We start from the raw sequence: 26,457 nt of genomic DNA, 5'->3' as shown, positions 1-26,457 counted from the left end.
AGGCAGGGTTTATGGAGCGGCTACGCTCCTAGGAGCGGGCCTGAGAAAGGCTGAATCGTCCCGGATTTTCTTACCCCCCAAGCTCATTGCGTAATACTTTTCAGATTCTACCGATGACATCTGATTGTTGTGCGCTTACTGACAATGTCGAACGTAAGCGCTCCATGAATTGGAAGCCGTCACCAACCTCAGTGTTCCACAGGTCATTGCGGCCCCATAGATAGCCTGAGCCAGAGTATCTCCCCAACGCTCGCGGATGTTGATCAGTTGGACTGATTCATGGCTGATCTGCGCAATGAACGCGGCGACACGCTTGGCGCTGACGATCTGATAGCGCTGCATTGCCGTGTTAAGGACAGATCGAGTAGGAGGCGGATTTACATCCGCCGTCCTCTCACACCACCGTACGTACGGTTCCGTATACGGCGGTTCAAGCTATGCGGCTAAGCCGATTTATCGTATCCAGTATCGAGACTAGCCCGAGTTGATCCCACAGTTTCTTCGGCAACGCCTGATTCATATGAGATGCCCCCGAACTCCACCATGGGCCGTGACCATTGACGGCTGATTTACAGGCGCGTGGTTCGCTAAGCCCCAAGCGCATCAAGTTGCGTGCCCTCGTTGAGGGCTGCTTCCATTGACGCCAGACGACGCAGCGAAGCTTGCGACGCACCCAGCCATAAATTTCCTCAAGTGGTCGCTTACTCTGGCTTAACTTGAAGTAGCCCGCCCAGCCACGCAGCACCGGGTTTATCCGCTCGATGACGCTCACCATCTTGTGGCCCCGCGCTCCGCGCAGCAGGTCTCTGAGCCGGTCGCGCAAGCGACCCAGGCGCATCGTCGCAACTCTCAGTCTCGGCTGTTAATGCCAGCCCATCCCCGTAGCCCAAATAATCACACATCCACGACCCGGCTACTCGGCTCTTTTCCCGGTTCACCCTCAGTTTCAGGCGCTGATTCAGGAAGCGCTCAACACTGACCATCACTTGTTCACCCGCACGGCGACTGCGCACATAAATGTTCGCGTCTACGTCGCAGCGTCCCGTGCAAGTATTGGGCTTTGAGGAAACACGCCCCCTACCCCGCTGCGCCGCCTCTATCCGTCTTCCTGTTCGTCAGGCCAGCATTTTGCCTCGGGCTTCCTTCAGATTCGCAGTCACCCGCGACACCCTTGCCTCTGGCTAACACTTCCCCTTGCCGGGTGTGTAGAGGACTTTCACCTCCAAGTCATCAGCGAGGCCACCACAGCCAAGCTGATTGCGCTTGCGCGCAACGCGCCATGCCTGGCGCACGCGTAAAAAACCCGCCGGAGCGGGTTTATTTTAATCATTCGATCAAGTTAATGCAGTTGAATTTTGACTCTCTTTCTTTCGACCCAGCTTAGAAAAAATATTCTTTAGTTTGGCTTGGGCCGGCAACTCAACAAATCGCCAGATACCATATGCGAAAACAAAAATAGCAATTAAAAGCAAAGGAAATATCATTTGTTTCGGTACAGACTCAAACATAACCCTGTGCACATCATAGAACCTGAACACAATCTGATGAACCAGATACATGGAAAAACTGATTTCACCTAAAACCACAAATAGTCGAAGCCTTAGGATTTGGGATATTAATCCTTTGTTTATGGCAAAGCACACTATCACCAAACCAAAAAACACGCCTAGGGTGCAGTGCGCCCAGAATTCACCGGAAGCATTATTCTCAATGCCAATGAGCGAAATTGAAATAGTCTCCGCAATGCCTTGCGTCAAAAATACAACACCCGCTACGCAAAAAACCTCAAGCACGGTACACAGAGCAAATCCGAATCCCTTCCACTCCTTAATATAGTCAAAGACCTTAAATAGCAGCATCCCCATAAAAAACTCTTGAATCCTGAATAGCGGACTAATATATGCCAGACCGTGCGCGGAAAATTCAGTCCATTTATCTGGAGAATAATAATTTACACCGGACAAGTCGATGATATAAGCGCCAACTCCGCCTAGCAAAAGCAAAGCCACCAGTTTAAAGTACCAATTTTTATTCAGACCTGCCAGTAGCAATGGAAACGCCGCGTAGAAGAATAACTCTGTAGAAATACTCCAAGAGACGCTATTGAATGAAAAATAATACGCCGGAATAGGCACGGCAGATTGAAGAAGCGATGCGTTAAGCAACGCTATAAACCACCCTTCCTTTGTAGGGATAAACACCATAAGCAGCACAAACGTCAAGATATGCGGAGGCCATACTTTTGAGAATCGCGAAGTATAGAACTTATAAAGACCGATAGACCCCATTCGCCCTGAGTATACATAACTCAGTATGAATCCTGATAAAACAAAGAAAAAACTCACTCCAGAAGGAAGCGGAACTCCCTTCATGAACTCGCTGGAAAAAACCAATCCTTTTGCGTGATGCAATACGATTGCGAAAGCCGCGAAAAAACGGAGCGAAGTCAGGCTGTCGATCATGCCCTTATTGTCCATGAAGGCTAATATCCTGGCGATAAATTGTTGGGGGCCGGAATGCTACCTTATCTTCACTCGCTCCGTAAGGATTTACAGGTCATCGGGGTATCGCATGCAAGCGCTGTCTCGCCTGTATCCAAGACTCAGTTTGCCGGGGCTATAGGCCAGTCGATGGTGGTCGGATAGCCCGACTGAGTATCGATATTGTTCAGCGCCAGTTGGTAAGCAGTGAAAGCCTTGAAGGTCGCGGTATCGTCCGCATCCAGCAAGCCGGCAATGTATGCTTCTGCCATGCCAGCAGTGGCGTCGCTAGCGACAAACAAAAGCGCATCGCGCTGAGCCATGGCCGCCGCCCTAAGCTCGGCATCCGTCGGCACGGGCGGCATCGGCGCGGCGAAGCTCCAGGCGCGATCCGTGCCGCCACCAGTGGCGTAGATATTGCGTTACGCCTGCATCGGTATGTGTACCTCTACCCTAAACCCGTAGGCTTTCGAAAATCCATCGACGGCCCAACCGCACTGATGGGGCTGGATATCAAAGTGGCGGTGTTCGATCCGGTACTTTTCGTCTTTCTCAACAAACCCCACAGTCGGGTGAAGATTTTGTATTGGGAACGTAACGGCTTTTGCCTTTGGCTCAAACGCCTTGAATCCGACGCTCCAAAACATCGCCCGATCACACCGATGAAGCATCAAACACATCCGAAAGGTCTACGCCTGCCGTGGCTGTGAAACCGCGCCGGTCACCGCTGACAAGCCAGCACAATTGATCGAAAAGAGCATGGCCAGCCCCAGTGTGTTGGCGATGTTGCTGACCACCAAATACGTCGATGGCCGGCCACTGCATCGCTTCAAAAAAGTACTCGGTCGTCACGGCGTCGATATTCCACGACAAACCTTGACACGTTGGATTATCCAGTGCGGCGAACATCTGCAACCCTTGCTCAACTTGATGCGTGACCGGCTGCTGGAAAGTCGCGTAATCCACTGCGACGAAACGCGTGTCCAGGTGATGAAAGAGCCATATCGAGAGCCGACTAGCCAATTCAGGAGGTGGGTACAAACCGGCGGACCACCGAATCAGCCAGTGATCCTTTGTTTTTACTCGACCAGCCGAGCGCAAGAGATGCCATCGCGTCTGCTCGAAGGTTATCGCGACTATCTGATGACCGACGATTACGCCGGCTATGATGCCTTGGACGCGCAGGCCGGTGTCGACCGTTTAGGCTGCTGGGCCCATGCGCGACGCAAGTTTGTCGAGGCGCAAAAAGTGCCACCCAAGGGCAAAACCGGGCGCGCCCATATAGCCCTGAATCTGATCAACTAGCGGTACGGTATCGAGCGACAGGCTCTAGGCAACAATATCGGCAAACCACAACCTGTCGCATAACTCAGGATATTTGCAACATGTTAAGAAAGGCCTGAATGATCCAGGCCCACCTAAGCATTATTTTATTTATCTATAGTCACAGGGATTGTATATTGGCTACAGCTATAAAACTCGTGATTGTGTATCCCCCCAATTCCTAGAGTGTAGGTTCCGTTTAGCGTCGAAAGGTCAATTAGCGTATTGTAACCTGCCGCGTTAAGGCTGGTTTTTTTGAAGGCTGCCCCTACGTCATCCCGGACTTGGCCATTCGTCGATATAAAAGTTCTTTTACCGTTGACGTCAGTAAGTGTCACAAATGTTTTATCAAACAATGTGCCATCTTTGGTTGAGAGTGCGAGCCATCCATGTACCTTCAAAAGCTCCATTGCGTTAAAATTAAGTTCAGATGGGGCTGGGGGAGCTCCGTTAATCGAATCAATTGAGCCATCGCAAGCAATTTCTACATTTTTATTAACGTCAGGGATTGATGTTAATATATCATTAAGTATGACATCTTTAGTATATGTCCTTGGAATGGGTTTAGTATGCACCCCTGGAATGTGAACCTTCACCCATCTAGATTTGAATTTCGGATTAAAATAATTAGATGATTGTGATACAAACATGACTGAATCAACAGCATCGCCAGAAAGCTCAAAGTTATCCAGCAGCGGGGATACCCAAACCCCACTCTTTGAGTTTATGATATTTAGTCTGTATTCACGAACATCCCCTGAAAAAAACTTATACCTGACCTTTAGAACACTTCCACGGAATAGTAAATTTTTTATGTGCCCGTAATTGGTAAGTTTAAAGTCTGGAATTATTTTGGTTACCCCATCCGCAGCTCTAGGCACCTTGTACCACTCACCAAAATTCATTGTTTTTTCAGATATTGGCGATTCAGAATAAACGGTATACCCATCATTTTCTTCTAAAAGAATCAACGGTATACCATTTTTACCTTTCGACACGCTAACAGTATGATAATTCAGAAGAATAGAGCTTACTGTCAGTGGATCCTCGTTCAGTGAAAGTTTTTGATCAAAATCATCAAATACATTGCATTTTTCAGACCCGCAATTTATGCCAGACGTAAAAAGAACAAATTTTGGACGTTCCGAAGACTCAAAGAATTTTTTATTCATCAAATCCAGTGCAGGCGTAAGCGTCATATAATTCTGAAATGATGGACGATATTTGTAATTCAATTTATTTGCAAAAGCATACTCATTATTATATGGATATACGTCGATTGTCGACTTACCAATCCTTCTTAGCAGATCATCTTCAAGCTTATAGTCAACATACAAGCTCTGCATCCGATCTTCGTATCCTTCACTAAAATCTATTGCCGGAAGCAGTGCGCTTCTAGTTGGAGCGCCTGGGTAGCTTGGATTAGTTGAAAGATAATACAAACCAGCCATAGCTAGCACGAACAGCAGTCGCCCCAACCTGCTTTTATCAAAAATCATTACAAGTGCTAATGCGGCTGTTGGGATGACGAAATACCCGACGTAGTGATCCGTGCGACTAAACCCAAGTTTAAAAAGAAGCAGCAATAAAACGTTTACCGTTAGCAGAAGCGATCTACGCCTAAACAAAAGATACACATTTAAAAAAATAATCACCAGCAGCGCGGCGATAAAAGTACTTCCCGAATTTACAACATCCTGCGTCATATCTACCGAGTTACCAAAACTCAGATTCTTATTAATAACCAAATAATTAACCAAACTGACCTTATCATGAAAAATGATCAGCCCAAAAAAAACATAACTTACAACTACGCCCACAACAAACAAAACCAATCTCGAAACTTTCTTTTCAGAAAAAAAACGAATAAAGAAGTAAGACCCAAATGTCGCCAACCCAACGAGACCGTAGAAAAATCTTACATAAAACAAAAAACCAACCACAACACCAATAACTACCATAAATCGCGACTTGACAACTAATGGCTTATCCTTTGAGAATTCAAAATAGGCAACGACAGCAAATGGCAAAATAAATAGTGCCGCCGGAAAAATCAAACTGCTAAAAAATAGAAAAAACGCCACTGCAAAAAATATATATGTGCGCGCCTTACTGACCAGTGTGAAAATAACTGACCAAAAACATGCATTTAAAACACTCAGGAATATTATAGACCCCCAGTATGTAGGCTCGTTGTACTGCGACGAACTGTTTCCAGTCAACCAATAAAGCGGCCCATAACTAAACAGAAAGTCCTGCCCCCCATAGAACATCTGATTAGTTAAATTTGCCCATTGTTCAACGTTCCCATTTGAGAATGCCACCGAATACATTTTCAACGAGGAGAAAACAAGAACAAAAACGGCTAGAAAGGCCAACCCCTCTGCCTTGTATTTCCCTAACAAAGACTCTAAATTACCGTTTATTTTATGTATATTGAAAGCGCTAAAGAAACTGTTCACTTATCGCTTTCTCTCTTAACATTGTAGTGCCCAAAACAACTTTTTAGCAGAATACTCAACACTGAAATATTACCTTTAACACTACTGATCTTGGTCGGCACTTCACCTTTTGGGTAACGTCTAACTGTAGGAAGCTCGACACAGCTATATCCCAGCTTCGGTGCCCGATACGAAAGGTAAGCCAGCAGTTCGTAAGTCATGAATACATCACGGAACGGGGCCACTTTTGGGTCAAGAAGCATTTTCCGACTATAAGCACGAAAGCCTTGAGTGGTATCAGTCCACTTAAACCCAGAGGAAAGTCTCAGCATCGGCGCATGGATAAAACGAATCGCAAAATTTCGCGATTTTGGCGTGTTCTCGGCCACACCTCCCGCCACGAAGCGCGAGGCCTGCACAAAATCCACGCCCTGTTCCAACGCTTCAATAAAGCGCGCAATGGCATCAGGTTCATCCTTGTCATTACCGTCAATAGTAATGATGCCCTCATAGCCATGGTCGAGCGCAAAGGCATAGGCGCAACGGAGCTGGGCACTTAATTTGCCAGACGCCGTTTTAACCAGCAGCCCGCGCACCCCCATTTGTTTCAGCGCTTGCAACTCCAGTGAACCATCCGTGGTACCACCATCTACGATGATGATATCTGCAATATTTTCGATTTTGAGCGCCGCCATTTTGGCGAGCAGGCTCTTAATTCGTTCCCCCTCATTGATGACGGGTATCACCACGCAACAAGGGTGTTGGCGGCCAAGCCAGAGTCGCGTGTCAAAGGCGGGTACTTGCCACGCGTCGCGGGCTGCAGGAGCAATATCGAGAGAGGTCATCATGTTTACCATCAAGCTACGCGAGCTGTAATCAGCCCTACGCCGGCGATTACCAGTACGATCCCTGCCCCTGTAGTCCAGTGGAAGGATTCACGAAAAAATACGACCGAAAACAAGGCGACAGTCGCCACAGCTCCGGCGGTCAGAACCGGGTGTGCCACATTCAGCGGCAGACGCGCCAAGGCAGCGGCATAGAGCAGAAAGGCCGCACCGTAAAGCCCAAGCCCTAGCCAAAATGGCCAATTACTCAACGCCGTCATGGGGTCGTTGAGGGAGGGAAACTTGCGCGGGGGCATCATAGCCATCTTCACCAGCACACTGGCGGAAGCATTGGAGAGAATGCCGAGAATGAGGATTAGCCACTTCATGCTCATACACTCACCTCAACACCAGTCCCGCGGTAATGTTGCGTCGCCACCTGAAGGGCTCGTTCAATCGACACCACATGCGACTCATCCTTGGTTGCCACCATCTCGATGGTGACCACATGAGTGGGCAGGTACTGCGACAGAGCGGCAGCCATTTGTCCATGCTCAGTACCACCATCGCCCAAAGGCAACAGGTCGGGCTCGCTGGCATGTACATGCCCAATCAGCGCGGCACAGTCGTGCAAGACCACCAGCGAATTTTCGCTGTTAATAGTGAGCGCACCGGTGTCTAGCTGCATCTGGATCGCTGGATGCGCAATGCACTTCACCACCTGAGCGGTCTCCGCACTGGTGGTCATAAAATTTGCGCCGTAACAGGTGGGGTTGGGCTCAAGACAGATAGTCACCCCGGAAGCCTGAGCGATATCCCCTAACTGCCGGAAAAAAGGAATCGCCATGTCCAAAGCCTCTTGATCGTTCAACCCACTGCGATCACGATTCTTCGGTGAGCCAAAAACCACCCGAGTCGCCCCCAGGCCAGCGCCGATACGGCATATCGCCGCCAAATGCGTTAGCAGGGCCGCCTGGCTTTCAGCGGAGCCAAAGACATTCAGCCCCGTGGTGCCGAACAACAGCGCCTGCATGCCGGTGATCTCAATCCCGCGCTCAGCCCACCAGTCTTTGACTTGAGCAATATCCTCATTCGTAGCTTTGGCGGGTTCTGGAAAATACTTGCCAGGTGCGATATCTATAGCATCAACCGCAAACCGCTGAAGCAGCGTAGCGACTGCTTCATCTTCGTTGATATCCCACGCAATATTGGAAATCGCCAACCTCATACGCTCGTCCCCGTATCGGCTTTAATCGTGAGCGGCTCGGACTGCGCGTAGGCTCTAACCGCCAGGATCGTTTCGCGGGCGCTGTATTGATAGCCGCCCGACGCACCAAATACTTGGGCGTGCTTCGTCTGCAGGTCGTAGGTCGCAGCGGGGTTGGCCAAGGTATGGGTGAAGGATTTACCGAAACCCAGTTGGGAAATGTCCTCCACACTAACGGGCTCTGCCGTGAGGTGAACCAATTTCAAACCGGCATTGAGTGCCGTTTGAATGTCATACCAAAGGTTAACCATCGGGTAGAACTGGAACACCCCCCGGCTATCAATTGACTGAAGGTTGTTGTCATTCAGAAAATCGAAGATGACGTTCTTGCGCAGACCTGGGCCAACCAGCCCTGGCAGACGAACAATCAGGTGGTTCGGGAAATGCTCTTCGACGAATGTTTCCAGCAATCGACGATGCAGACCATAGGCATGCAGGCCCGACTCATCGACAGGGCTGTCCTCGTCAACGCCTATGGGACTCTTAAAGACATCCACCGTACTGATCAAAATAAAAATTTTGCACTGGATGGTTTTGAGGTGTTCGATCAGCTCCTCAATTTTTTGTCGATCCGCTTCTGGCTCCCGGTTGGCGATCCACTTCTGCGCCGGAGCACCGGCACACACTACCGTATCAAATGATTGATTATCGATATCGCCAATATTGGTTGAGCGATAAAGCGATGTGAAATTTTCCTGCTTAAGAAGGGTGCCGCCCACGTAACCCGAATAACCAATAAGCGAATTAAACATTCACCTCTCCAAATGTAGATTTTTTTTGATCATCGATGCCGATAATGTTTTCAGCTTCAAGCGTTTCAAGAACGTCATAAATATTGTCAATTTTACCGCCCAGTACCGAATAACAGCCTGGTAACTCTGCGTGCTTTTCAAAAAGGATTGGCCTTCCGTCATTGCCCTCGCTCTTCACCAAAACGGTTTTAATCTCGAATAGCGAGTCGATGTGCTTAGCTTTCAATATTTCAGGAATATACCGACCAACGTCTCTAACCATCCGATCCACGCGGGTATCGCGTTCGTAAAGACGCAATTTTTCGTAAGGGTCAACCCCTAGCTGGTCATTCCAGTGCATGTGCGGCGTATAGCGAACATGGGACAAGGTATGCAGTCCACGCGCCGGAAAGGGCATCATAGAGAAGAACGGGCCATCCATCACCGTAATACCCAAACCATTGAGTGATGCGGGCATCTGCATCAGGGCCATTTCCGTAAGTTCTTGCTTAAGATCGGTACTAACACCGGGAAAATCGCCCTTAAACTGATTAAGGCCGCTATAGGTGCAGTTGAATACATAGCGACAGGTGATTACCTCCTGGCTCCCCTGCTTCATCTCGGCCACAACCTGCAACGGCGCTTGTGCCCCTTTCAAGATCGCGGTCACCCTTGTTTGGTAGTGGATTTTCACCCCGCTTTCTTTCAGCTCGCGCTCTGCCCAGATCGCGAGCTGTGTGGTGTCGAACGCATATTCTTCGACCAGGTACACATCTTCGATCAGACGGGGTTCAAACAAGGCCCGCAACACGGGATCTGCTGGCTGGATATCCGCCCCGATTTCCCGACAAAAGCGTTCGAACTGTTTGGCCGTGACTTTCGAGTTTCGCCGGGCAATAGCGTAGAGCTTGGTGAAGTCTTGCTTCACAGCGAGTGGCCAGTCCCGTACAAATTTTGGTAGGTTTACCCGACTTCGATAAGCGGTCGTGAAACTGCGTGGGTAGTGATAGCCGTTATGCACACGCGCCTGATTGTTGTAAGAGGCACGCATCAGCAGCGCCGGCTCACGTTCAATCAGCAGGATGCGCTTAAGGCCACGTTGCTTGGCCAGATACACAGCGATAGCCGCACCGTAGAACCCACCCCCAATTATCACGGCATCCTGACGGGGTTGGCTTGGATCGAGGCGCGACATCAGGAAACACGTTCAATGGTCGGGGTTCTCGCCTCGGCTGAATCTGACACCACTTCTTCGATGTTCAGTTTTTCAAGCCGGGTCATGCGGGCACTGGTGAACTCTTGGCCTACATGATAAAGCGGGCCCTCATTCGACAGGCTGGCCATGTTCAGAATGTATTCGCCTAAGACCAGCAGAACGAGCGAGATCAGAAAGAACATGCCCGACTGTTGCAGCGAAAAGCTGATCCAGCCCGGCGCAACATCGGTTTTTAAAATGCCAACCGCGAGTACATAAACGCAGTACACCAGGTTGGCAACGGCACCAAACAGGGAGAGCGAGGTCACCAAACGCATCGGCGCACGCGTGGTCGAGACCAGCAAGCGCATGCCACGGTCGATGCTCTCGCCCAATCGCTTGGGCCGAGATGCCTGCGGCGCGGAGCTGTAGTCCAGGTAAGCACGCGCGAATCCACCCGTTGCAGGAAGGTGCCTATAGGTCATCGCCGGCTGTGGATGCTGCAGGATGAAATTGATCACCCGCTTGCTTAGAACGCGGTATTGCGGCGCTTCCTTGGCCAGATCGACACCATTGAGGCGATTGTAGAGGCTATGAAACACGGCGTTAGCCCCACGATAAGCAAGGCTCTGAGCGGGCTTTTGCGCATTATTAGCAAACACCACATCAGCACCGCTGACCGCTTGATCGAGCATCTTAGGGACAAAGCTAATGTCATCGACCAACGGATCGACAACGACAACGAAATCACCAAGCGCATTCTCCAGCCCAACCCACGAGGCGGTATCCGCATCCACCTCTTTGGTCAGAGCATACACTTGTAAATTGGCCAATCCATTTTCAGCGGTCAGCCGCTTCAACACTAAAATGCTGTCATCATCCGAGGCGTTATCCACCACGATCAATTCATAATCACTGACGATGTCCGCAATGATAGCCACCGCCTCAGACAGGATATTTTCAATACTTGCTGACTGGTTTCGCACCACAAACACGGCAGACAAAAAACAGGGAAAGAAGGGCATTTTTGGACTCTTAAAATGGATTGCCTAAAGCATTGTCCTATTAAAACAAAAATCCGAGCCCTTCTGAGCGAAAAAAGCGCCACCGCTAGCAGTCGCCAGCCTTCGCCCAGATTGGGGCTGGCATTGTCGGCGTCGGCGACCTGAACCACTTTTACCACCACGGATGGGGCCGCCATGCTCTACGCCGATAACTTCGGCAGTCGCAACCTGTTCATGGTCGACCCCGGCGTTCAGTACTGGGACACCGGCACGAATAAGACGGTCGTTGCCCCTAGCTCGGCTTGGGCGGCGGGCTTGTTCGCCTGGACCGATGCCACTTTCGCCCTGGTCAAAGTCTATTGGCGCATTCGCTTTACCGACGTGCCGCCGGCAGAAAACCCGAATTTCCTTTTCGAAGTCACCGATCAATGGATGACCGAAGTTCCTTCGAAACAAAAGCTGATGCCCAAGCTTGGGTGCGCATGATCGAAAGCGAAATCGACCGAGGCATTTTTGTCTCTCGCGTCGAGGCCGAACACTTTCTGAATCGACTCGTCTGGTATCTGATAAACACTCAGGCGGTTTCCACCCAGGTGGGGCGGATGACATTTTTTCTGTGAGCCGCCTCGGATTGTTTCATTTTTTCTGGGATGATGGGCTTCCGCGATCCCGGAAGTGATGGACTCGCCCCTGAATTGGCGGGAGACAGGGATCAGCTTTTCTGAGATCCGACACAGGTTGTCGCTTTCGACATTAAAGAGATGGGCCCGAGCGTTGCGGCGTAAAGGGAATATGTTGCTCTAGAGGATTGAACATGGCGCCACCTAACCGAATTGAGCATGTTGGCTTCGATGATTTCCGACGCTTTGCACAGGATGAGTCGCTGTCTAAATATGAGCGCATCGGGTTTCCCGACTCATATCGTCAGGGTTATGAAGCAATTATCTTCGAAGATATTTGCGCAAAACTGACCAACCTGAAGAAAGCTGGCCAGCAAGTTGTCGATATCGGTCCGGGCTGTAGCGATCTGCCCAAGATGTTGATCAACCTGTGCGCCTCGAATGGCCATGCCTTGACGCTGATCGACAGCCAGGAAATGCTGGATCAGCTTGAGAGCGCCCCCTTCATCGAAAAGGTGCCAGCGATGTACCCGCAATGCCCGGATTGGGTTGCGGGAAAGGCAGGAAAGGTCGACGCGATCCTATGCTATAGCGTGCTGCACTATGTTTTGGTCGATGTAGGTTTCTTTCGATTTCTCGATGTTTCGCTTTCCTTGTTGGCATCTGGCGGACAGATGTTGATAGGCGACATACCGAATATCTCCAAGCGCAAACGCTTTTTTTCCAGCGAAACCGGTGTGAGTTTTCATAAAGACTATATGAAGACCGATGAGGCGCCTGTCGTCGAATTCAACCAGATCGAGCACGATCAGATTGACGATGCCGTCGTGATGTCGATCATCCAGCGGGCACGGCTCCAGGGATTCGATGCCTATCTGTTACCGCAGGACCAGGCACTTCCGATGGCGAATCGGCGCGAAGATATCCTCATCATCAGACCTTGAGAGCAGGAAATGATAAAGACGAAAAAGGTTGTCATTCTGGGCGACAGTGCCTTCGCCGAGGTCGCTTATGAATGCTTTACTCGCGACTCTGAATACGAAGTCGTCGGCTTCTCTGTCAACTCTGCATTTCTTGAACGTAATGAGTTGTTTGGTCTGCCTGTCGTACCGCTTGAGGAGATTGAGCGCTTCTTCGATCCCGACCAGGTCGAGTTCTACGCGGCGCTTGTTTACTCCCAGCTTAATCGGCTGAGAACGCGGTTTTACGAGGAGGCGAAGACGAAGGGGTATCGGCCAGCGAGTTATATCAGTAGCCGGGCATTTGTATGGCCTAATGCAGTTCTGGGCGAACACTGCTTTATCTTTGAAGATAATACGATCCAGCCATTCGTCAAAATTGGCAATAACGTCGTGCTTTGGAGCGGAAACCACGTTGGCCATCATTCGGTGATCGAGGACAATTGCTTTATCTCCTCTCACGCTGTTATTTCCGGATTTTGCACGGTCGGGAAAAATACTTTCATTGGCGTTAATTCGGCGATTGCCAATAACGTCGTCATCGGCGCCGATAATTGGCTGGGTGTTGGGGTCAATATCCTCAAGAACACGGATCCTGATTGTATTTTCAAAAGCGAGCATCCGGAGCCAGCCAAAGTATCCGCACGGCGTTTTTTCAAGGCCAGAACATGAAGTGGAATAAACTGGGCGTTGTCTGGACGCCTGATGGATCTCTCGATTGGGCCAGAACACATGCGATGGGCCCGATACCTTTCCGACTCAACGATGATGTCATCCGTGTCTATCTGACATGCCTGGATGATAAGGGACGCGGTCGCCCGGGTTATATCGATGTCTCAAGCTCGGATCCGACCCGGGTGTTGAAGGTCGCGACAACGCCATTGCTCGATATCGGCGAACCGGGGACGTTTGATGACAATGGTTTGATGGCCCTGAGCCTTGTCCCTGTCGATGCGCAAACTGTGTATATGTACTATGCGGGATTCGAGCTCTGCGTGAATGTGCGGTACCGGATCTTTACGGGACTCGCTATCAGTTACGATGGCGGCGAGACGTTCCAGCGCTATAGCAAGGCCCCGATCCTGGATCGAAGCGATAGCGAACGGGCGTTTCGCTGTGGGAGTTTTGTCGTCAAGGAAGGTGATGTGTTTAAGATGTGGTACATCGCGGGCAGCGACTGGACCGAACTGCGGGGAAAATCGATGCCTGTGTACGACTTGAGGTACCAGGAGTCGGCCGACGGAGTGACATGGTCGGATCGCGGTATCTTGTCCATGGCGCTCACCGGTGACGACGAGCACGGTTTTGGCCGCCCGTGGATCGTCAAACGCGACCGCGGTGATTATCAGATGTTCTATTCGATTAGACGCTGTTCTTTTGCCGCCTATCGTCTCGGCTATGCCGAGTCCAGCGATGGGGTTGAATGGGTACGTCGAGATGAAGAAATGGGACTCGATGTATCGCCGACGGGCGTGGATGCGGAGGCGATCATGTATTCCGCCGTGATATCGGTTGGGGCCAAAACGTACTGTTTCTATAACGGCAATAATTTTGGCGAGCAGGGCTTCTGCGTCGCGGAGCTGATTCCGTGACCATCGAGATCGTGCGCTATCAACCAGCACTGAGTGAAGCGTGGAATGCATTCTGCGCGAATGCGGCAAACGCCACGTTCCTGCACTCGCGCCGTTTTCTCGATTACCATGGCGACCGGTTTCTGGATACATCGGTCGTGCTCATGCACGCCGACAGCATTGTCGGCGTTTTCCCTGCCGCGGAGTCCCCTGCAGATAGCTCCATGGTCGTCAGCCATCCAGGTATCACCTATGGCGGCATTGTCCACGGTGGCTACCTATGCGGAACCAGGATGATCGAAGCGCTGGAGCGGTTGTGCGAGCACTACCGAAAGAGCGGATACGACCGTCTTCGATATAAGGCAGTCCCCCATATCTACCAATCTCGACCGTCGCAGGACGATCTATATGCCTTGTTCCGGCTCGGCGCACGCCGATCGCGCTGCGACTTGTCGTGCACAATTGATCTGGCCGATCGCGCAAAACCTTCAGAACGCCGCCGACGCGGGCTGAAAAAGGCGCTCAAATCGGTGTCAGTGGTGACGGGGACCGAGCAGGTGCGGGCATTGTGGCAGGTGCTGACCGATAATCTGGAGCGCAAGCACGGCGCGGCTCCCGTACACAGCGTGGAAGAGATGGAGCAGTTGATCACTCTTGTCCCTGGGGGGATCGAGTTGTTCTGCTCCAAGATCGATGGGCAAGTCGAGGCGGGGGTCGTGGTGTTCAAAGCGCACACGGCATGGCATGCGCAATACATTGCGGCGAGTGAGGTAGCCTATTCGGTTTCCGCGCTGGATGCAGTGTTCGATCGCGCCACGGCCGAGGCCCTTTCAGCCGGGGTCCGGTATTTCGACTTCGGTACGAGCAACGAGTGTGAGGGCACAGTTCTCAATGAAGGCCTCTACCAGTACAAGCATGAATACGGAGGCGGAGGCGCTGTGCACGAATATTACGATATTGATCTATTAGGTGTTCAGCATGCCTGTGTCTGATTGCAAGATTATCAATTTACCCAAGATCACCGATCCGCGGGGAAACCTGACTTTCCTGGAAAGTGGACGACACGTTCCCTTCGATATCAGGCGTGTATTTTACCTGTACGATATCCCGACCGGGGAAGGCCGTGGCGCGCATGCACACAAGGAACTGCACCAGCTGTTGATCTGCCTGTCCGGCAGTTTCGATGTCACGCTTGACGACGGGGTGGAGAAGTCGACGATCCACCTCAATCGTCCGTGGCAAGGTTTGCATATCCCCCCGATGATCTGGGCGGCCGAGCTCAATTTCGATCCCGGATCTGTCTGCCTGGTCCTTGTATCCATGGAATTCGACGAGTCCGATTATTATCGGGACTACGACGAGTTTATCGCCGCCGTCCGGTCTCGTTGAGTTTCTGCGAGACCTGGCCGCCTCGATAGCCATACCTTCAATCGCCGCGCCAGAATGGTCTCGATTGCGTGCGCAGGGACACCCCGCCGATACGACGAATGCGTCGTTAGGCGGGCAGGCGTCCAGTATATGTTCGCGCATCGCCAATTATCGTCAGGTGCTACGAATGTGCGGCCAATGCAATTCCATTCGAAGTTAGGAGCATGATTGTGAAAGTGCCATTTCTTGATGTCCGCAACGCCTATCTCGAGCTCAAGTCCGAACTCGACCATGCGGTCGCGCGGGCTCTCGATTCTGGGTGGTATATCTTCGGGGAAGAAGTTACCCAATTCGAGAAATCGTTTGCCGACTATGCGGGCGCCCGTTTTGCGATCGGGGTCGGCAACGGGCTCGACGCCTTGCGTATCACGTTGATGGCGATGGGGGTGTCCGAAGGGGACGAAGTCATCGTGCCGTCCAATACCTATATTGCTACCTGGCTCGCCGTGACACAGTGCGGAGCACGACCCGTGCCTGTCGAGCCCGACGTCGACACCCTCAATATCGATCCACAACGCATTGAGCAGGCCATGACCAGTAAGACCAAGGTCATTCTACCCGTTCATCTGTACGGGCAGCCTGCACCAATGGGACCGATCCTCGAACTGGCCCGTCACAAGGGGGTTCAGGTCCTCGAGGATGGCGCACAGGCGCACGGCGCACGTTATCGTGGTACGCGCATCGGCGGGCACGGAGATGCCGTGGCGTGGAGCTTCTATCCCGGCAAAAATCTCGGCGCGTTCGGTGACGGGGGCGGTATCACTACCAACGACGCCGAACTCGCAGAGCGAATTCGGACGATTGCAAACTATGGTTCTAAGGTTAAATACGTCAATGAGGTTTGTGGCCTAAACAGCCGGCTCGATCCGATCCACGCCGCGGCACTGGCCGTCAAGCTGCCGTTCCTCGACGAATGGAACGCGCGTCGCGGGGAGATTGCCGCCTATTACCGGAAGCACTTGCAAAATACCGGTGTGAGGGTGCCGCCTCCGCAACCGGATTGCACGTCGTCGTGGCATCTGTTCCCCGTTTTTTCGCAGCAGCGTGATGCTTTGCATGCGAGGCTGAAGGAGGCCGGTATCGAAACGCTGATTCATTACCCGATTCCTCCTCATATGCAGCAGGCTTACCAGTTCCTTGGTTTCGAAAAGGGCGCTTTCCCCATTGCGGAGGCACTGGCCGAGACTGAGCTCAGCCTGCCGATCGGGCCACACATGACCCTCGAGCAAGCGGCTTACGTTTGTGAAACCATTGCGGGTTTTCAGTAATGAGTGATTTCGATCTCGACCGCCTGCAAGAAACGGTTGTGGAATATATTTCCCAGTCGCACTACGGCGATGCGATGGAGTGCATCAAGTCATTTGCCGACCAAGTCATCAACGATCCCGCGTCGATTGGTGTTGTGTTCGCGAGCCGCGAGCTCGATGCGCTGTGCCGGATGCTAGCCGATGCCTACTATGCCGATCGTTGCCATGTGCCCGAGAGGGAAGGCCAGGGCACCGTCATTCTGGCGTCCGAACTGGTCAAGGCCGGAGGGCATGTCGAACTGATCAAGGACTATCTGGCTCTCGGACTGTTCGAGAGCCCGGTTCGCGTCGCCTTGACCGATCTGTTCAATCGTATCGATCACGCCTCGATTAACGAATGGGAGTCTCTGCTCGGCTGCGAAGTCTTCGTTATGACCGAAACCGGGCTCGATGGCAAACTCGACGCCCTGACCGCGCGGCTTGGCGAGTGGAATCCTTCCACCGTTTTGACCCTCGGTCATAATCAGGACATCGTGTGCATCGTGGCAGCCCACGCCCCAGGCATCAGGAACCGCTACTACATTCACCATGGCGATCACCATCTGTCTCTTGGTGTGACTTGCGAAGCGTTTCAGCATGTCGACTTGCACAACATGTCTTATGAGTTGTGCAAAAACGAGATTGGAGTCACGCAACAGCTTTATTGGCCGATCAGCGCTGTCCGTACATCCCAAATCAAAACCCGATTCCTCGACCGAGGGGTCTTGACGACCTGCTCATGCGGTCGTATGTCCAAGTTCGAATCGGGATCATACGCGGTTCGCTATGAACGTGCAGTGGCCTGCATCCTAAAAGCCTCGCGCGGCTACCATGTGCATATCGGGGATTTGTCCGATGCATTTCTGCAGAAAATCCACGAGGAACTCGATGCTGAGAACGTAAGCCATGACCGGTTCATTCACATACCGTGGGTCGCTTCACTTTCTCAGGCGCTGATCGAAAACGCGGTGGATGTATACGTTTCTTCTTTCCCGCTTGGAGGCGGCAAATCGTTAATCGAGGCGATGTCGATCGGAGTGCCTGTCGTTACTCACGAATCATATCGCTCCCGTTATCACTCCGGATCCGATCTTACTTATCCTGACAGCTATACCTGGAGCCAATATGAAGAACTCGGTCGGATTTTCAAGCAGTGGGACCAGCCGTTGTTGAAGCGGCACGCCGCATCCGCATTGCAGCATTTTGAGCGTTACTACTCGCAAGAAGCTTTATTGAAAGCTTTTTCCAGCGGGCTGGACAGTGCTGCCCTTGTTCCGCCATTGCATGCGTATCACAGAAACCAGCTACAGAATCATCTGGATATAAAACGCCAGAGAGCGCAAGAAATCGGGCATTTGATATCTGAAAAAAATAGAATGTTCGAAGAATGGATGAAAGTTGATACGGGGTATAAAGAGCGCTGTGCGACGATCGCGGAGCTACAAGCGGTGATAGAGCAGCTGACACAGGAGAAGCTTGCGTTGGAAGTGTCAGTCATGACTCAACGACAGAATGAGGGCGCTCCAGGATCGTGGAAAGGAAAGATCAGAAAGATCGCTGCCGTGATACTTGCTAAGTAAAGTTCAGTTGCTTTGCTTCGATAGAATCGACACATGCTATTTGCAAAATCGGCGGCATGACTTCGCTTCCTAATCTCGACCACTTAAACCCTGAACAACTGCGCGCTCTGGCGGCGCAGTTGATGCAGCGTGCCGAGAATCTCGATCGGAAAGTCGAGACACCAGAGAGTAGAAGTAGCCCGTACGCCTAAGTGACGCTCCATGACATTGATAAGGAAGAACAGCTTTTCCGAAGCTGCCTCCCAAACCTTAGTCATGGGACAATTCTGTCAAAAACGTGTCCGTTACAGCGTGTGAACAGTCAGGGTTCGAGGCGACGCTGCTGGTAAATCAAGTCGACGATTTCACCATCCGGGGCGTAACCACTGACAGTGTCACGCAGAAGTTGGCGAACCCGCGAATAATCATCCAGCTCAACGGCAGACAGCAACTCCATCAACTTGCCTTTGAGCACTTCCCAAGGCAAATGATCTTCCTTGGCGCTCATGATCATCGGATGCCGGGTAGCAGACACGTTGTCGCCGATCAGCAACTCTTCGTAAAGCTTTTCCCCAGGACGCAGTCCAGTGAACTCAATGGCAATATCGCCGTGCGGGTTTTTCTCCGAGCGAATGCTCAGGCCAGACAGGTGAATCATCTTCTCCGCCAGCTCGACTATCTTGACCGGCTCGCCCATGTCCAGCACAAACACATCACCGCCCTCCCCCATGGAGCCAGCCTGTATTACCAGCTGTGCCGCCTCGGGAATGGTCATGAAGTAACGGGTAATCTTCGGATGGGTAACCGTCAAAGGCCCGCCCGTTTTGATCTGGCTGTGGAAAAGTGGAATAACCGATCCCGATGAGCCCAACACATTACCGAACCGCACCATGGTGAAACGGGTCTTGTTGACTCGGGACACATTGGACTTGTCTCCGAATAACACCGGCGCCAACTCACGACTGAGGGCTTGCAAGGTCAACTCGGCCAGCCGCTTGGTGCTGCCCATGACATTGGTCGGGCGTACGGCCTTATCGGTCGAGATCAGCACAAAGTTTGCAACACCTGCCTCCAATGCAGCCTGAGCGGTATTGAGCGTCCCGATCACATTGTTCAGCACACCTTCAGCAATGTTGTGCTCAACCATCGGCACGTGCTTATAGGCCGCCGCGTGATAAACCGTGTCCACATTCCAGGTCTTCATCACATCCAGAAGTTTATGGGGATGACGAATCGAACCCAGTATCGGCAACAACCGGACAGGCAACGACTCACGAGCAATACGATGCTCGAGCTCGGACAAAATGCTGTAGAGATTGAATTCGCTATGATCGAACAACAACAGCGTGGTTGGCCCCAGGGAGAAAATCTGACGACAGAGCTCGGAACCGATCGAACCGCCCGCCCCCGTCACCAAAACCGTCTTGCCCTTGACGCATCTGGCCAACAGATCAGGCTGAGCCGGCACCGAATCCCGCCCCAACAGGTCAGCAATGTCGACTTCCTGAATGTCGTCCACCTTGACCCGACCACTGGCCAGATCAGTGAAATTCGGGACACTGCGCACATGGAGCGGGAAGTCCTCCAGAAAATTGAGAATCTCCCTACGCCGGGCACGAGTCGAAGACGGCAACGCCAGAAGAATTTCCTGCGCACCCGTCACGTCGATCATCTGCTGAATATGCTTGGGCTTAAAGACCTGCAACCCGGCAATCGAACGATCCGCTATAGAGGAATCGTCATCGATAAACGCCACAGGACGCATCACGCGGCCCATACGCAACGCAGCAACCAACTGGTTGCCCGCCACGCCGGCGCCGTAAATGGCGACCTTGGTCAAGCCATCGTCTCGATTGACAAACGGTACATGCTGCGCAGCGGTGAACCAATCGCCCATGAAGTACTGACGCATGCACAGACGCAGGCCGCCAATGATTACCAGGCTTAGCCACCAATAATTGAAGATGATGGAGCGCGGCACCACGACTTCGTGATTGCTGTACCAATAGACCACCACGGCGAGGATCAACGAGGAAAGACTGACCGCCTTGACGATGGCAATCAGCGCATCGTTACCGAAGTAGCGCATGACAGCGCGGTACATGCCAAAGCGTACGAAAAGGGGAATGGCAATAATCGAGGCACTGACGAAGAGCCAGAAATGGGTCTTTAGCGGATTGTACACGTCGTCGATACCGAGGCGGACAATAAAGGCCAGCCACAAAGCGACCCACACCAAAACCACATCGGTGGCGACTTGTATCAGTCTTTTTTGCCTACGAGGCAAACCCAGCAAAACTCTCCGTACTTTATCCATTCAAGCTTTCGAGCACGCAGCCCTCTCCTTTTACGCGGTCGTCGATTGGCATTGTAACCTCAATGAGGACAAGATCGCCCAATACTTGCACATGGCAGGGCCCAGGAAGGAGCATTTTACTGAAAGCGCCGCTATAATTCGCCCCTCTGACTGGCCTACCGGACAGACAACGCACAGACGCGAAATTCGGTTGAAAACCACGAAACGCTGCCGCCATAGAACTACTCGTCGGCAACCATTAGCTGATCGCTCTGCCCGCTTTCGATCAGGCGAGTTATAGGGAGCGTTTACGATCAGACCTGCGAATTAGCTCAAATGCGCTTCTGGGGCGAGGGAAATTTCTTGGGCGTTCACCTCTGACCGTGGGATGATAGAAAAAGTGCAAACTATCCGGCAGAGACGTTATTTTTAGCGCTAGCACACCTAAACCGCTTGACGCAAGCACTGCTTTTTTTAACGAATAGCTCAAGCTTGTGATGATAGCGCGCGCGCCATACGAAATAGCTGCAGACTTTATGCCCCCTCCTTGCAACAGAGAGGCATTCTACGTGGAGTACATCCCGCGATCGTAAAAAACTGGAAACTAGACGGGATGGAAAAAGTGACACTCACCCCTCCTACAAGATTACAATCATTGACTGTTTTGACAACCTGGTGTTTCGAATGCTAAACAACTCAATTACCGCCGCCATGGCAGATATAGCGACGGCTGTAAAGCGCTATTCTCTGGTAGGCATGCTCGGATGGCAGGATGTACGTCAACGGTATAGGCGCTCTGCTGTCGGACCGTTTTGGCTTACCATCAGCATGGGCGTTATGATTGGTACTATTGGCCTCGTATTTGGCCAAATATTTAATTCCCCCATGAAAGAATTCCTGCCATTTCTCGCAGCAGGTATGATTCTCTGGAGTTTTATTTCTACCTGCGTGTTAGAGGGCTGCACCAGCCTCATCGCCGCAGAAAGCATTATCAAACAACTCCCCATCCCATTATTCGTGCATATTTTACGCACAATATGGCGCAATACTTTGATCCTCGCGCACAACATCGTCATTTTCCCGCTTGTGCTGCTGGCTGTTCAGAAACCATTGGGTCTTGGCGCGCTGCTGAGTATCCCGGGCTTTGCACTGCTTGTTCTCAATCTGGCATGGATCAGCTTGATATTGAGCCTTTTATGCGCTCGATATCGCGACCTCCCGCAGATCATTGCGAGCGTCTTGCAAATTGCCTTTTACTTGACGCCAATCATGTGGCTTCCAAGCCTGCTACCTGGCCGAGCCGGCACCTATTTACTGGATATGAACCCCATCTATCACCTCATACAAATCGTCAGGGCTCCCTTGCTCGGACAGGATGTGAGCACTGTTAGCTGGTGCGTGGCCGGGGGCATGGCTCTGTTTGGCTGGTGCATAGCGATCGTCATCTATGGCCTCTATAAACGTCGCATTGCTTATTGGCTCTAAGAAGAAAACTATTATGGCTTTTATTGAATTTCATAACGCATGCGTTGATTTCCCTATCTATAACGCTAGTGCTCGCTCTCTGAAAAAGCGACTGATTCAAGTCGCTACAGGCGGCAAACTCAGTGCCAACGAGCAAGGCCGAGTGATCGTCAGAGCACTGGAAGACCTTACTTTCTCCCTCAATGACGGAGACCGGGTTGGATTGCTCGGTCATAACGGCGCTGGCAAAAGCACATTACTCAGACTGCTGAGCGGCGTATACGCCCCCTCCGCCGGCACCGCCAGTATCAGCGGTGAAGTCGCTTCCCTCATTGATATTTCATTAGGGATAGACCCGGAGGCATCGGGCAGGGAAAACATCTTCATGCGCGGCATCCTGCTCGGGATGACAAAAAGTGATATTGCAGAAAAACTCGACGAAATTATTGAGTTTTCAGAACTGGGTGACTTCATTGACATGCCGGTTCGCACGTACTCTTCCGGTATGCACTTGCGCCTGGCCTTTGCGGTATCGACGACCATCAGACCTGAAATATTGATCATGGACGAATGGCTGTCGGTAGGGGACGAAGGCTTCAAGCACAAAGCAGAAGCTCGGATGAACGAACTGGTCCAAGCCACCAGCATTTTGGTGATAGCCAGCCACTCCCGTGACCTGGTGCTGCATACATGCAATCGGGTCATTTGGCTGGAGCACGGCAAAATAAAAATGGACTCGGATCCCGAAACAGTTACCCGAGCTTATTTTGGACACTAATATTTTCCGCCGCGCCTGTAACCGTCATTAAGCCAATAAACCGGTGAACTCATAAAAAAATCTACGTTATCAAGTCAAGATAAACATAGGTTCTTTATGAAAGTAGCCGCGTTGACATTGCAGCATAGACCTAACCTCCCCAGGCTCCCCAGACACAACTCCACCACCTGAACCCGAATGCTGCGCTCCCGATTTCTTTCCGGAGCTGGCCTCGCATGATGTGACCCGACGCAAAAGTCGAAAAGGTCTATCTGCATCCAAAACCAGTCAACTTTCAAAAATCTATCGACGGCCTCACAGCCCCGGTTGAACTGGTCATCATGGTGACGGTATTCACCCACCTGCGCTTTACGTGCGCCCCAACAAATTCGGCAACCGTGTGACAAACTCCGCAACGTGGAGAGAGTCGACTCCAACTGCAGCCCCGCCCCCCCCCCAAGCTAGGGCCAAGGCTAGCCAAAACAAATAAATATGCCTATCATCCCGCACTTTTAGCTCAAACGATAAATATTCAAGGCCTGACATGTCAGCAAAATTGGAATACGCAAGCAATAGACTGTTCCCTCTTGAAGCCTATAGGGGAATAGCTGCATTTATTGTGCTTGTTCACCATTTTTTTTTAGGGTTTTCCCCATCAACAACAGGATTATTAGCAGAAACACGAAACAAAGACAGTTTAATAGGGCAGCCATTTTTTGCTCTTTTTAACGGCACAGCGGCTGTCGGTTTTTTCTTCACACTTTCCGGGTTTGTTTTGTGCTGGTCCTATTTTAATCATGAAAACCCACAAAACCTCCTTCTGGCATTTCTTAAAAGATTTCCGAGATTGGCCGCTATCGTAACGATTAGCACTGTCGCAAGTTATTGCTTATTCAAACTTAATTTTTATTACTTTCATGATGCCTCGCAACTTAGCTTGAGCCCATGGCTAGCAACATTCGCCCAAGGATTGAAGCCAGGGTTTGAGCCAAGCTTTTGGGACGCTCTAACGCAGGGGATGACAACTTTTTTCACAGGCGAAGACAATTACAATACAAACCTTTGGACTATGAAAGCCGAATTTTTCGGCAGCATGATTGTCTTTATGCTTGCATGTTTTATTTCCGTAGTACTCGGATACCGCCACCTTATTTACGCCTTTATAGTTATTTCAATATCAGCACTATTCTACAACACCCTCATATTCCCCTTTGTTGCCGGTACATTTCTTTCTGCCTATCTGGCCAAAAACAAAAATGAAATCCCTCTCCATGTATCCATAGCGCTAATTGTATTCGGGCTATACATGCTCGGATATATAACCCCAGAAAAATCATACGCATGGGCTTCAGCCATCCCAGATATTATGAAAGTGCATACCCAAACCCTACTCCATACACTGGGCTCCGCCTGCATAATATTCGCAACCATGAGCAATCAAAAGGTGTTTAAAAACCTGAATGGAAAACTTTTAAGAGGCATTGGAAAAATTAGTTTTCCACTGTATCTTGTCCACACTCTTGTGATCTGCTCGTTATCAAGCTACGTATATCTCAAACTTGCAAATCACGGAGTCAGCAACACATCAAGTTTAATTATCGTATTTATCGTAACCGCCACCACTTCAATTGCACTAGCAGTGCCACTCTCTCGCTTTGATGACTGGTGGGTTAAGCAGGTCAATTCAATCACCCGAAAACTCTTGAAAGAAAAACAATTGGTCTATTGAAGCCTAGCTTATAAGACGCACCTGCCGATCCCGACAAATCAGGTACAGGGGCGTAAAAAGGTCTTTCACGGGTGAGGGCATACAGAAACAAGAACGCCGATTTGATTGATCATGTTCGCGGATGCAAACATATCTAACAAATCGGCGCTCTTATACGTAATATTCTGGAAGGATTTTTCTTTCGTCACAACCCAGCCGGATGGTGACGTTCTACAAGTCGATTTGACGCCGCATTCGCCACTGCCTTTGAAGCCTCCCACATTCAAAGCTGCAACTTGATGCCGGATGGCGTACCAGACCTCCCGATTTTTTGTAACCGCCCCCATAAGCCCACTTCCAGGAAATCGGCTTAAGGGGGGGACATCGTTAAACGAATGTGCTTATTCCGGATTTTCCAATAACCAGGCGGCAAAGCGCTCCAATCCATGATCGAAACTCACGGCAGGCCCCCACCCTAAAGACTGTTTGGCACGCTCTATATCCAGGATACTTACAGGCACGTCAAACCCACGACCCGACACGTAATGACGACTTACATCTCGCCCCGTGACTCGCTCGATCGCATCAAGTACTTCATTGAGACTATGTCCGCGCCCTGAACCGATGTTGAACACGTGTTCTTCACCGGATCGCGCCAACGATGCCAACAGCGCTTGCACCACATCAGAGACGTGTATGTAGTCACGCACTACCGTGCCATCACCCCAAATCTCAACCGTCTCGCCACGCAGGGCTTTACCCAGAAATACGGCAACCGCGCCTTGGCTGGCATAGGTGCGCTGCCCCTCACCAAACGGGTTTGCAAGACGTAGAACAGTATAGTCAAGGCCGTGTAAGCGATGAAAAAGCGCCAGATACTTCTCGATTGCCAACTTGGCAATTCCATAGGAACAGGCAGGGTCAGTCGCATGGGTTTCTGGAATAGGTACTTGCGTAGGGTCGCCATACACCGTGCCACCGGAGGAGATAAAAATAATCTTCCTCAGGCCGGACTTTACCGCAAGGTTTAGCAAGCGGATGGTCGCAACGACATTGCTCTCCACATCGAAGACGGGATCAGCATTTGAAGACTTGGGGAGCGTAGTAGACACAAGGTGATAGCAAACATCGCAACCTTCCAATGCCCGGGCGACTTCGGCCTCACTGGTGAAGTCGCCTTCGCAAAGCTCGAAATTAGGATGATTGAAGTGAGATTCACCCAGCGGCACCACGTTAGGACGATCGAAACAGCGCACAAAATGCCCCTGATCGAGCAATGCGTCTATCAAGTGGGTGCCTATGAAACCACGCCCCCCCAGAACCAGGGACCGCTTAACGGGATCAGGGGAAGTGTTCTCGGAATTATTCAACGTTGCCCTCCAGCGCTTGATATGGTTGAAACTGCCGCCTTGTGCAGCAGCAGACAAGGCGGGCTCGACCTGCCCCATCCTTGGCAACCATTGCAACGACCTACACTTTATTATTTAACGGAACACACTGTGACGGCTAATGATACGTCAAGAGACGCGGCTTACCAAATTGCC

The 26,457-nt window shown here is 51.1% G+C and carries 23 protein-coding genes and 3 pseudogenes; 13 read left to right on the top strand and 13 right to left on the bottom strand.

What is annotated here, in order from left to right:
* Positions 1–430: 430 nt before the first annotated feature.
* The 3 genes and pseudogenes from AC1MDT_RS01545 to AC1MDT_RS01535 form a co-directional block, all read right to left on the bottom strand.
* Positions 431–1,028: pseudogene (locus tag AC1MDT_RS01545) on the bottom strand (group II intron maturase-specific domain-containing protein); the annotation flags it as partial.
* 306 nt (positions 1,029–1,334) lie between these two features.
* The gene (locus AC1MDT_RS01540; protein WP_480420378.1) at positions 1,335–2,462 is read right to left on the bottom strand and encodes an acyltransferase family protein; all 1,128 of its coding nucleotides are present in this window, start codon (positions 2,460–2,462) and stop codon (positions 1,335–1,337) included.
* Positions 2,463–2,602: 140 nt separating this feature from the next.
* Entirely contained in the window at positions 2,603–2,845 is a 243-nt protein-coding gene (locus AC1MDT_RS01535; RefSeq protein ID WP_480420377.1) for a tail fiber assembly protein, read from the bottom strand.
* 75 nt (positions 2,846–2,920) lie between these two features.
* Between AC1MDT_RS01535 and tnpB the strand changes: the two genes are divergently transcribed.
* Complete coding sequence (gene tnpB, locus AC1MDT_RS01530; RefSeq protein WP_480420376.1) at positions 2,921–3,190, top strand: IS66 family insertion sequence element accessory protein TnpB; 270 nt, start codon at positions 2,921–2,923, stop codon at positions 3,188–3,190.
* Positions 3,150–3,782, top strand: a pseudogene (tnpC, locus tag AC1MDT_RS01525) (IS66 family transposase); the annotation flags it as partial. The gene tnpB and the pseudogene tnpC, both read left to right, overlap by 41 nt.
* Positions 3,783–3,910: 128 nt before the next feature.
* Here the strand turns inward: tnpC and AC1MDT_RS01520 are convergent.
* The 7 genes from AC1MDT_RS01520 to AC1MDT_RS01490 are packed head-to-tail and all read right to left on the bottom strand — an operon-like array spanning position 3,911 to position 11,286.
* Entirely contained in the window at positions 3,911–6,265 is a 2,355-nt protein-coding gene (locus tag AC1MDT_RS01520) for a hypothetical protein (RefSeq protein ID WP_480420375.1), read from the bottom strand.
* The gene (locus AC1MDT_RS01515; RefSeq protein ID WP_480420374.1) at positions 6,262–7,092 is read right to left on the bottom strand and encodes a glycosyltransferase family 2 protein; all 831 of its coding nucleotides are present in this window, start codon (positions 7,090–7,092) and stop codon (positions 6,262–6,264) included. Before AC1MDT_RS01515 ends, AC1MDT_RS01520 begins: the two co-directional genes overlap by 4 nt.
* A gap of 8 nt (positions 7,093–7,100) precedes the next feature.
* Positions 7,101–7,457, bottom strand: coding sequence for an SMR family transporter (locus AC1MDT_RS01510; protein WP_414928544.1), 357 nt, complete (start codon positions 7,455–7,457; stop codon positions 7,101–7,103).
* A gap of 2 nt (positions 7,458–7,459) precedes the next feature.
* Positions 7,460–8,296, bottom strand: a complete 837-nt coding sequence (locus AC1MDT_RS01505) for a sugar phosphate isomerase/epimerase family protein (RefSeq protein ID WP_480420373.1) — start codon at positions 8,294–8,296, stop codon at positions 7,460–7,462.
* Positions 8,293–9,087 (bottom strand): NAD-dependent epimerase/dehydratase family protein, encoded by a 795-nt coding sequence (locus tag AC1MDT_RS01500; RefSeq protein WP_480420372.1) that lies wholly within the window; start codon positions 9,085–9,087, stop codon positions 8,293–8,295. Before AC1MDT_RS01500 ends, AC1MDT_RS01505 begins: the two co-directional genes overlap by 4 nt.
* Positions 9,080–10,261: an NAD(P)/FAD-dependent oxidoreductase gene (locus AC1MDT_RS01495; protein ID WP_480420371.1), complete on the bottom strand. Its 1,182-nt coding sequence runs from the start codon at positions 10,259–10,261 to the stop codon at positions 9,080–9,082. Before AC1MDT_RS01495 ends, AC1MDT_RS01500 begins: the two co-directional genes overlap by 8 nt.
* The gene (locus tag AC1MDT_RS01490; RefSeq protein ID WP_480420370.1) at positions 10,261–11,286 is read right to left on the bottom strand and encodes a glycosyltransferase; all 1,026 of its coding nucleotides are present in this window, start codon (positions 11,284–11,286) and stop codon (positions 10,261–10,263) included. The genes AC1MDT_RS01495 and AC1MDT_RS01490 overlap by 1 nt, the downstream gene beginning before the upstream one ends.
* Positions 11,287–11,442: 156 nt before the next feature.
* Between AC1MDT_RS01490 and AC1MDT_RS01485 the strand changes: the two are divergent.
* The 8 genes and pseudogenes from AC1MDT_RS01485 to AC1MDT_RS01450 all read left to right on the top strand — a co-directional run.
* Positions 11,443–11,751: pseudogene (locus AC1MDT_RS01485) on the top strand (hypothetical protein); the annotation flags it as partial.
* 328 nt (positions 11,752–12,079) lie between these two features.
* Complete coding sequence (locus AC1MDT_RS01480) at positions 12,080–12,829, top strand: class I SAM-dependent methyltransferase (RefSeq protein ID WP_480420369.1); 750 nt, start codon at positions 12,080–12,082, stop codon at positions 12,827–12,829.
* Positions 12,830–12,838: 9 nt separating this feature from the next.
* Positions 12,839–13,516, top strand: coding sequence for an acetyltransferase (locus AC1MDT_RS01475; protein ID WP_480420368.1), 678 nt, complete (start codon positions 12,839–12,841; stop codon positions 13,514–13,516).
* Complete coding sequence (locus tag AC1MDT_RS01470) at positions 13,513–14,436, top strand: glycoside hydrolase family protein (protein ID WP_480420367.1); 924 nt, start codon at positions 13,513–13,515, stop codon at positions 14,434–14,436. The genes AC1MDT_RS01475 and AC1MDT_RS01470 overlap by 4 nt, the downstream gene beginning before the upstream one ends.
* Complete coding sequence (locus tag AC1MDT_RS01465; RefSeq protein WP_480420366.1) at positions 14,433–15,407, top strand: GNAT family N-acetyltransferase; 975 nt, start codon at positions 14,433–14,435, stop codon at positions 15,405–15,407. The genes AC1MDT_RS01470 and AC1MDT_RS01465 overlap by 4 nt, the downstream gene beginning before the upstream one ends.
* Positions 15,394–15,804, top strand: a complete 411-nt coding sequence (locus AC1MDT_RS01460) for a sugar 3,4-ketoisomerase (protein WP_480420365.1) — start codon at positions 15,394–15,396, stop codon at positions 15,802–15,804. The genes AC1MDT_RS01465 and AC1MDT_RS01460 overlap by 14 nt, the downstream gene beginning before the upstream one ends.
* Before the next feature lie 209 nt (positions 15,805–16,013).
* Positions 16,014–17,111, top strand: a complete 1,098-nt coding sequence (locus AC1MDT_RS01455; RefSeq protein WP_480420364.1) for a DegT/DnrJ/EryC1/StrS family aminotransferase — start codon at positions 16,014–16,016, stop codon at positions 17,109–17,111.
* Positions 17,111–18,709, top strand: coding sequence for a glycosyltransferase family 4 protein (locus AC1MDT_RS01450; protein WP_480420363.1), 1,599 nt, complete (start codon positions 17,111–17,113; stop codon positions 18,707–18,709). The genes AC1MDT_RS01455 and AC1MDT_RS01450 overlap by 1 nt, the downstream gene beginning before the upstream one ends.
* An 83-nt stretch (positions 18,710–18,792) precedes the next feature.
* On the opposite strand, the gene AC1MDT_RS01445 is transcribed toward AC1MDT_RS01450, so the two are convergent.
* The gene (locus tag AC1MDT_RS01445; RefSeq protein ID WP_480422889.1) at positions 18,793–18,966 is read right to left on the bottom strand and encodes a hypothetical protein; all 174 of its coding nucleotides are present in this window, start codon (positions 18,964–18,966) and stop codon (positions 18,793–18,795) included.
* Between the two features lie 44 nt (positions 18,967–19,010).
* Entirely contained in the window at positions 19,011–21,005 is a 1,995-nt protein-coding gene (locus AC1MDT_RS01440; protein WP_480420362.1) for a polysaccharide biosynthesis protein, read from the bottom strand.
* A gap of 663 nt (positions 21,006–21,668) precedes the next feature.
* Between AC1MDT_RS01440 and AC1MDT_RS01435 the strand changes: the two genes are divergently transcribed.
* The 3 genes from AC1MDT_RS01435 to AC1MDT_RS01425 all read left to right on the top strand — a co-directional run bounded on the left by AC1MDT_RS01435 (position 21,669) and on the right by AC1MDT_RS01425 (position 24,934).
* Positions 21,669–22,469 (top strand): ABC transporter permease, encoded by an 801-nt coding sequence (locus AC1MDT_RS01435; protein WP_480420361.1) that lies wholly within the window; start codon positions 21,669–21,671, stop codon positions 22,467–22,469.
* A gap of 13 nt (positions 22,470–22,482) precedes the next feature.
* Positions 22,483–23,226: an ABC transporter ATP-binding protein gene (locus AC1MDT_RS01430; RefSeq protein ID WP_095130189.1), complete on the top strand. Its 744-nt coding sequence runs from the start codon at positions 22,483–22,485 to the stop codon at positions 23,224–23,226.
* A 523-nt stretch (positions 23,227–23,749) separates the two neighbouring features.
* A complete protein-coding gene (locus tag AC1MDT_RS01425) occupies positions 23,750–24,934 on the top strand; it encodes an acyltransferase family protein (RefSeq protein ID WP_480420360.1) in 1,185 nt (394 codons plus the stop codon).
* 380 nt (positions 24,935–25,314) lie between these two features.
* Here the strand turns inward: AC1MDT_RS01425 and AC1MDT_RS01420 are convergent, their stop codons facing one another.
* On the bottom strand, positions 25,315–26,340 hold the full coding sequence (locus tag AC1MDT_RS01420) for an NAD-dependent epimerase/dehydratase family protein (protein WP_480420359.1): 1,026 nt from the start codon (positions 26,338–26,340) through the stop codon (positions 25,315–25,317).
* Positions 26,341–26,457 lie beyond the last annotated feature (117 nt).

The sequence above is a fragment of the Pseudomonas sp. ASL7 genome, from assembly GCF_056680375.1.
The sequence above is the reverse complement of the archived record's forward strand: the minus strand, read 5'-3'. Positions and strand labels throughout refer to the sequence as shown.